We start from the raw sequence: 6,426 nt of genomic DNA on the forward strand, positions 1-6,426 counted from the left end.
GGCTCCCCCCGGGTTCGGGCCTTCCGGCGTCAGACGTTCCGGCGTCAGGCGTTCAGGCGTGGTGGGCCGTGGTGGGCAGTCCGGCCGAGGCCTCGACCTCCATGAGGGAGGCGCTGTGCCGCTCCTCGTCGAAGGCTGCCCGGCCGCCGCGTAGCCCGAACAGCCGCTTGGTGAGCGCGATGTAGAGCACCGCGAGGATGTTGATGACGAGCGTGGCGATCTTGAGCCAGCTGACCTTCTCGGTGAGTTCGTAGATCTCCAGCGGCAGGAAGGCGGCGGTCGCGACGACCGTCAGGTACTCCGCCCACCGCTTGGCGTACCAGAGCCCCACGCCCTCGACGATCTCGATGACGGCGTAGACCAGCAGTGCCACGGCCACCAGCACCAGGGTGGAATGGCGGTAGCCGAAGGTCTTCTGGATGGTGCCGACGACCGGGGAGTGGTCCAGGTCGTAGTGGAAGTGCCGGGCCACCGGGCGGAGCACGGCGATGTACTCGTCGAAGAATCGCCGGACCGCGTCCTTGCGGTTGCTGAACTGCCAGACGCCGACCGCGGCCAGCACGATGAAGACGCCGCGCACCGCCCGTTCGACGGCCAGGAAGCGCAGGATGAACAGGTCGCGCAGGACCTTGCCGCGTGGGACGAGCGGGGCGTCGGCGGCCGGCCCCGCGCCGTGCGGCTCGCCGAGCGCGAAGTCGCCGCAGCGCAGACAGCGCCAGGCCACGCCGAGTGCGGTGTCGGCCCGGAGGTTCTGCCGGAGGTGCTCCTCGGTCGGGAGGTAGGTGATGTGCCCGCGGCGAGCGCAGGTACGCCGGTCCCAGTCGATCTTCATCGTCGGAACCCGTGGTCCTTTCGTCGTCCCCCACGGCCGCCCGCACCGCGCCGCGGCGCGCCGGCGCGCGTCTATCTGTCGCGTACATGATGCACGGACGCCGCGTCGTACGAGCTGAGAGACGCGGGGACGGCGGGTGGCGGTTGCGCGGGGCGGCGGTCGCGGCGGGCGCCGGGAGCGGGGCGAGCGACGACGCGGAAAACAGAGGGGGCCGCGGGGGGGGAGAGGGGGCCGCTCCTGGGCAAGCAGGCCGCTCCGGGGGCAGCAGGCCGGTTCGGGGGAAGCGGCATCAAGGGAAGCCGCTCCCCCCGGGGCGGACCGAAAGCCCAAGCCCACGCCGCCGGCGGGTGCGCCGCGGCGTGGGCCCCGCAGCGAGGCCCTGGTCCCGGGCCCGCGGATTCCTGCCAGATCCAACGGGCCACCGCCTTCATGGTGCCTGCCGGACCCACCCCGACGGCCCGGCAAAGGACCTGCGTCAACGGGCCTTTGGTCCATAAGGCCCGGATCAGGGTCCGAAGCAGGGACCGGGCAAGGACCGGGGCAGGAAGAGGAAAGGGCAAGAGCAGGGACAGAGACAGGGACAGGGACAGGGACAGTCTCAGCAACCCAATGAGGGCCGGAGCGAAGACCGGCCCCGAGACCGGATCAGACGCCTGCCCACCCCCGCCGCCCGTGAACTGTGCGTACTCCCGGCTCCCCGGATCGAACACGTGTGGTTACACTCGCCCGACTGCATTCGGCCGCCCGCGCCTCCGCGGGAGCCGCAGGGACTGCCGCAGGGGACTGCCACAGGGGAGACGGGACGATGGCGCAGGCGAAGAAGATCGTGTTGTACATAGTCATCGTCTTCGTGCTGTACACGATCATCACCTCCCCCCAGCGTGCCGCCCAGCTGGTCCAAGTAGGCTTCGAGGGCATCTCGTCCGCTGCTCAGGGCGTCGGCGAGTTCATGACCCAGCTGATCAAGTAGGGCCGCCGGCTTCCCGGCCGGTCCCGTTGATCACCCGCCGCACGGAGGCCCCTGTGATCCGCCACCTGGTCCTGTTCAAGCTCAACGATGGTGTCTCCCGGGACGAGGAGCGCGTCCAGGCCGGCGCCCGGGCCTTCGCGGCGCTCAAGGACGAGATCCCGGAGCTGACGTTCTGGGAGTGCGCCTGGAACATCACCGACCGTCCGATCGCCTACGATTTCGCGATCAACTCAGCGGTGGCAGACAAGGACGCCCTCAAGCGGTACATCGAGCACCCGGCCCATCAGGCGGCCGCCACCCAGTGGCGTGAATTCGCCACCTGGGTGATCGCGGACTACGAATTCTGAGCCGCGGCGCCCCGCACCCGTTCACCCGGAGCCCCTCCCCACACGTCCGTACGCGTTCCGCAGACGTTCACCGGAGCCCCTCGCCCCCCGCGGGCGGGGGGCTTCCGCGTGCCCGCCGCGCGCCCTCTCCACCCCCCTCCGCACCCCCGCTCACCACCCCTCTCACCACCCAACTCTCTCTTCAACACGGCGTTATGGGGTGCTTGCACACAGTGCACATGTCTTGTGATGCTATGACCGCTTTTGCCGGATACATGCACTGCCGGATACCTGCACTGCGAGTCCCTGCACCGCCGAGCACTGGAAGGGTGGCGTGACCGTGACGGCCCGTACTGCGCCCAAGGCTCCGTCCCGCGAGAGCCGGAGCGCGGACACCCGGGCGCTCACACAGGTGCTGTTCGCCGAGCTGTCCGACCTCGAACCCGGCACCCCCGAGCACACCCGCGTCCGTGCCGCCCTGATCGAGGCCAACCTGCCGCTCGTGCGCTACGCCGCCGCGCGCTTCCGCAGCCGTAACGAGCCCATGGAGGACGTCATCCAGGTCGGCACGATCGGCCTGATCAACGCGATCGACCGGTTCGACCCGGACCGCGGCGTCCAGTTCCCCACCTTCGCGATGCCGACCGTCGTCGGCGAGATCAAACGCTACTTTCGAGACAATGTCCGCACGGTCCATGTGCCGCGCCGCCTCCACGAGCTGTGGGTGCAGGTCAACGGCGCCACCGAGGACCTGACGGTGCTGCACGGCCGCTCCCCCACCACCGCCGAGATCGCCGAACGGCTCAAGATCGGCGAGGACGAGGTACTGGCCTGCCTGGAGGCCGGCCGCTCGTATCACGCCACCTCGCTGGAGGCCGCGCAGGAGGGCGACGGCCTCCCCGGCCTGCTGGACCGCCTCGGATACGAGGACCCCGAGCTCGCCGGCGTCGAGCACCGCGACCTCGTACGACACCTCCTCGTGCAGCTCCCCGAACGCGAACAGCGGATCCTTCTGCTGCGTTACTACAGCAATCTGACGCAGTCCCAGATCTCTGCCGAACTGGGGGTGTCGCAGATGCATGTCTCCCGGCTACTGTCGCGGAGCTTCGCCCGGCTGCGATCCGCAAACAGGATCGACGCATAACCGGGACGGGCGACCCGTTCCTGCACAGATATGTCGACAAGGCGCTACAGCGTGTTGCCGACATGTGACATTCTGCGGGAACCGCGTTTGCCGTAGCGCTGCCTCCGGTATTCAGGTGGAGGCATCACTTCCCGGTCCGCCTCGGGCCGGGACGCCGCAGCGATCCGTCCGCGACCTCAAGGGGGTGGCATGTCCGTAGAACTGGGCAGCTCAAAGGTGCTTCCCGCGATTCCCGCGCCCGCACCGCACGTGCATGACGACGACGCCATCAACACCCGCACGCTCTCCCGCTCCCTGTTCCTGCGGCTGGCCTCGCTCGACAAGGACTGCGCGGAGCGCACGTACGTGCGTGACACGCTCATCGAACTCAACCTGCCGCTGGTGCGCTACGCCGCGGCCCGCTTCCGAAGCCGCAACGAACCGATGGAGGACATCGTCCAGGTCGGCACGATCGGTTTGATCAAGGCGATCGACCGTTTCGATTGCGAACGCGGGGTGGAATTCCCGACCTTCGCGATGCCGACCGTCGTCGGCGAGATCAAGCGCTTCTTCCGCGACACCTCATGGTCGGTACGGGTCCCCCGCCGACTCCAGGAGCTCCGGCTCGCCCTCACCAAGGCCAGCGACGAGCTCTCCCAGAAGCTGGACCGTTCCCCGACCGTCCCCGAACTCGCCCGGTGCCTGGGCGTGTCCGAGGAGGACGTGGTCGACGGCCTGGCGGTCGGCAACGCCTACACCGCCTCCTCCCTGGACTCCCCCTCCCCCGAGGACGACGGCGGCGAGGGCTCCCTCGCGGACCGCCTCGGCTACGAGGACAGCGCCCTGGAGGGCGTCGAGTACCGCGAGTCCCTCAAGCCCCTGCTGGCCAAACTCCCCGCCCGGGAGCGCCAGATCATCATGTTGCGCTTCTTCGCCAACATGACCCAGTCGCAGATCGGCGAAGAGGTCGGCATCTCCCAGATGCACGTCTCCCGCCTGCTGACCCGCACCCTGGCGCAGCTGCGCGAGGGCCTGATCTCCGACTGAGGAACGGTCCGCCGAGGGGCCTACGAGCTCCGCGCCGCTCGGCGGACAGTTGAAGAATCGGGCAGTTGACGTGCCGACGGCTGACGCACCTAGTGGCTGGCGAGTCCGATGGCTGACGCGCCCGACGGTTGACGCGCATCCGGAGACGCAATCCCTGACGGGACCTGTGCCGTGCTGGCTACGGGGCCCGCTTTTGGCATGCCTTGGCACCCTTGGTGTGCCTTGGTGTGCCTGTGGACAGGTGGCATCCAACGTCCGTACCGCCGCGGCAACTTGGCGCGATGACGACACCCCCTCCGTGCACCGAGACTTGCTTCGTGCGCCACCCCTACCTATCTGACGTACCGTCAGCAACACTGTGCCGATGCGACGACGGACGACAACGACCCTCGCCTCCGCCTCGGCGGCCGTGCTGTGTCTGGGTGTCCTGCTCACCGGCTGCGAAAGCGCGGCGGACCGGGGCCATGTCGCGGTGGGCGCGGCCGGCCCGGGTGACGGACAGGCGCCACAGCACCCCGTACCGCCACGCGGCGGCATCGAGCTGACGCCGTACGACGGGGGTGGCGGCAGCAGCGGTAGCCCTGGGAGCGGCAGTAGCCCTGGGGGCGGCAGCGGTGGGGCCCGTTCCGGTCGTACGGGCACAGGGGCCGACTCGTCCGGCTCCTCCACTGCAGCACCTGGTGCCGACCGACCCGGTGGCGGTGACGGCGGTTCTCCGGGTGGTGGCTCCGCTGGAGGTTGGGAGGCTCCCTCCTCCGGCTCTCACGGGACGCCAACGCCCCTGCCCCCGCCTGGGCCCGCACCGCAGCCCAACGACCCCACCCGGCCGCCGCACCACGGCTCCCCCGCGCCGCCCAGGCCCAGCGTCCCGGCCGGACCGGGCGCGCCTGGTGGTCTGTTGGTCGGTCACCCCGTCCTGGCCGACACGGACGTCCGCTGGTGCCAGAAGGTCAGCCTCGACTTCGTCAACACCGGCGACCACCCTGTCACCACCGGAAAGGTGATGTTCGGCAGCCATGTCATCGGCCCCCTCGGCGTCGACTGGGCCACCGTCACGTCCACGCACCAGCTCCCACTGCCCCTCGCCGGCGGCAAGAAGAAGACCGGCAGCTGGCGGGTGTGCGTGGACGCCTGGCGGGTGCCGCTGGGTATGCACCTCGACACCAGGGACATCACCTTCGCGTGGCACGCGTAACTCGCAGGGCAGGCACTCAACACGCAGGGACGCCTGGCTCGCAGGGGCGCGTAGCTCGCGGGCGGGGGCGTAACGCGCGGGGTGGGGGCGCGTAACGCACGTGGGGCGCGTCGTAGGCATGTTGGCGCGTCGTACGCATGTGGGGCTCGTGAGGCGGCTCGTGGAAATTTCCGCCCGGATGGCGAGGCGTAGCGGCCGGTGCAACGGTCGATACAGGTAACGCACGACACAACGGCCGACCGCGGACCGCGGACCGCCGACCGCGCACGGCGACCCGGCGGACCGCAGACCCTCAGGCCCCAGCCCGCAGACCCGCAGACCCGCAGACCCGCAGACCCGCAGGAGATCGTCATGCCTCGCATCACTCCCAACCTCTGGTTCGACACCCAGGGCAAGGAGGCCGCCGAGTTCTACTGCTCGGTATTCCCGAACTCGAAGATCACCAATGTCACGCACTACAACGAGGCGGGCCCGCGCGAGGCCGGCACCGTCCTGACCGTCGAGTTCGAGCTCGACGGTCAGCCGTACGTCGCGATCAACGGCGGCCCGGAGTTCACCTTCACCGAAGCGATCTCGCTCATGGTCGACTGTGCCGACCAGAAGGAAATCGACTACTACTGGTCCAGACTCTCCGAGGGCGGCGAGGAGGGCCCCTGCGGCTGGCTGAAGGACAGGTACGGGCTGTCCTGGCAGATCGCGCCGGGCGGTATGGCGGAGCTGCTGAACGATCCGGACCAGGAGCGGGCGGCCCGCGCCATGAGGGCCATGCTCGGCATGAAGAAGATCGACATCGCCGCACTGCAGGCCGCGGCGGACGCGACATAAGACGTAAGACGTAAGTGGTGGGCGGGAGGGGGGGGGCCCCGCCCCCCGCCCCGGCGCCCCCCCCCCACAACACGCCCGCCCGCCCCCAGCCCGCCCCCGCCCCCCCGC

At 69.8% G+C, this 6,426-nt stretch carries 7 protein-coding genes; 6 read left to right on the forward strand and 1 reads right to left on the reverse strand.

Annotated features, from left to right (window positions below; all coding sequences use genetic code 11):
• Positions 1–52: 52 nt before the first annotated feature.
• Positions 53–832 (reverse strand): DUF2127 domain-containing protein, encoded by a 780-nt coding sequence (locus ACFV1J_RS06165; protein ID WP_385856062.1) that lies wholly within the window; start codon positions 830–832, stop codon positions 53–55.
• Between the two features lie 826 nt (positions 833–1,658).
• On the opposite strand from ACFV1J_RS06165, the gene ACFV1J_RS06170 reads away from it, so the two are divergent.
• From ACFV1J_RS06170 to ACFV1J_RS06195, 6 genes are all read left to right on the forward strand, one after another.
• The gene (locus ACFV1J_RS06170) at positions 1,659–1,802 is read left to right on the forward strand and encodes a hypothetical protein (protein WP_385856440.1); all 144 of its coding nucleotides are present in this window, start codon (positions 1,659–1,661) and stop codon (positions 1,800–1,802) included.
• 53 nt (positions 1,803–1,855) lie between these two features.
• Complete coding sequence (locus ACFV1J_RS06175) at positions 1,856–2,149, forward strand: Dabb family protein (RefSeq protein ID WP_385856063.1); 294 nt, start codon at positions 1,856–1,858, stop codon at positions 2,147–2,149.
• Between the two features lie 313 nt (positions 2,150–2,462).
• Positions 2,463–3,272, forward strand: a complete 810-nt coding sequence (locus ACFV1J_RS06180) for an RNA polymerase sigma factor SigF (RefSeq protein WP_030415862.1) — start codon at positions 2,463–2,465, stop codon at positions 3,270–3,272.
• 189 nt (positions 3,273–3,461) lie between these two features.
• Positions 3,462–4,298, forward strand: coding sequence for an RNA polymerase sigma factor SigF (locus ACFV1J_RS06185; protein WP_385856064.1), 837 nt, complete (start codon positions 3,462–3,464; stop codon positions 4,296–4,298).
• An 898-nt stretch (positions 4,299–5,196) separates the two neighbouring features.
• The gene (locus ACFV1J_RS06190) at positions 5,197–5,493 is read left to right on the forward strand and encodes a hypothetical protein (protein WP_385856065.1); all 297 of its coding nucleotides are present in this window, start codon (positions 5,197–5,199) and stop codon (positions 5,491–5,493) included.
• Positions 5,494–5,844: 351 nt separating this feature from the next.
• Positions 5,845–6,318 carry a VOC family protein gene (locus tag ACFV1J_RS06195; RefSeq protein ID WP_385856066.1) on the forward strand — a complete coding sequence of 158 codons (474 nt, stop codon included), beginning with the start codon at positions 5,845–5,847 and terminating at the stop codon, positions 6,316–6,318.
• Positions 6,319–6,426 lie beyond the last annotated feature (108 nt).

It is taken from the genome of Streptomyces sp. NPDC059649 (genome assembly GCF_042734445.1).
Classification (GTDB): Bacteria; Actinomycetota; Actinomycetes; order Streptomycetales; family Streptomycetaceae; genus Streptomyces.

Bases quoted from the DNA above. Each gene is read 5' to 3' on its own strand.
- ACFV1J_RS06165 (WP_385856062.1), bottom strand. From the start codon at position 832: ATGAAGATCGACTGGGACCGGCGTACCTGCGCTCGCCGCGGGCACATC.
- ACFV1J_RS06185 (WP_385856064.1), top strand. From the start codon at position 3,462: ATGTCCGTAGAACTGGGCAGCTCAAAGGTGCTTCCCGCGATTCCCGCG.
- ACFV1J_RS06195 (WP_385856066.1), top strand. From the start codon at position 5,845: ATGCCTCGCATCACTCCCAACCTCTGGTTCGACACCCAGGGCAAGGAG.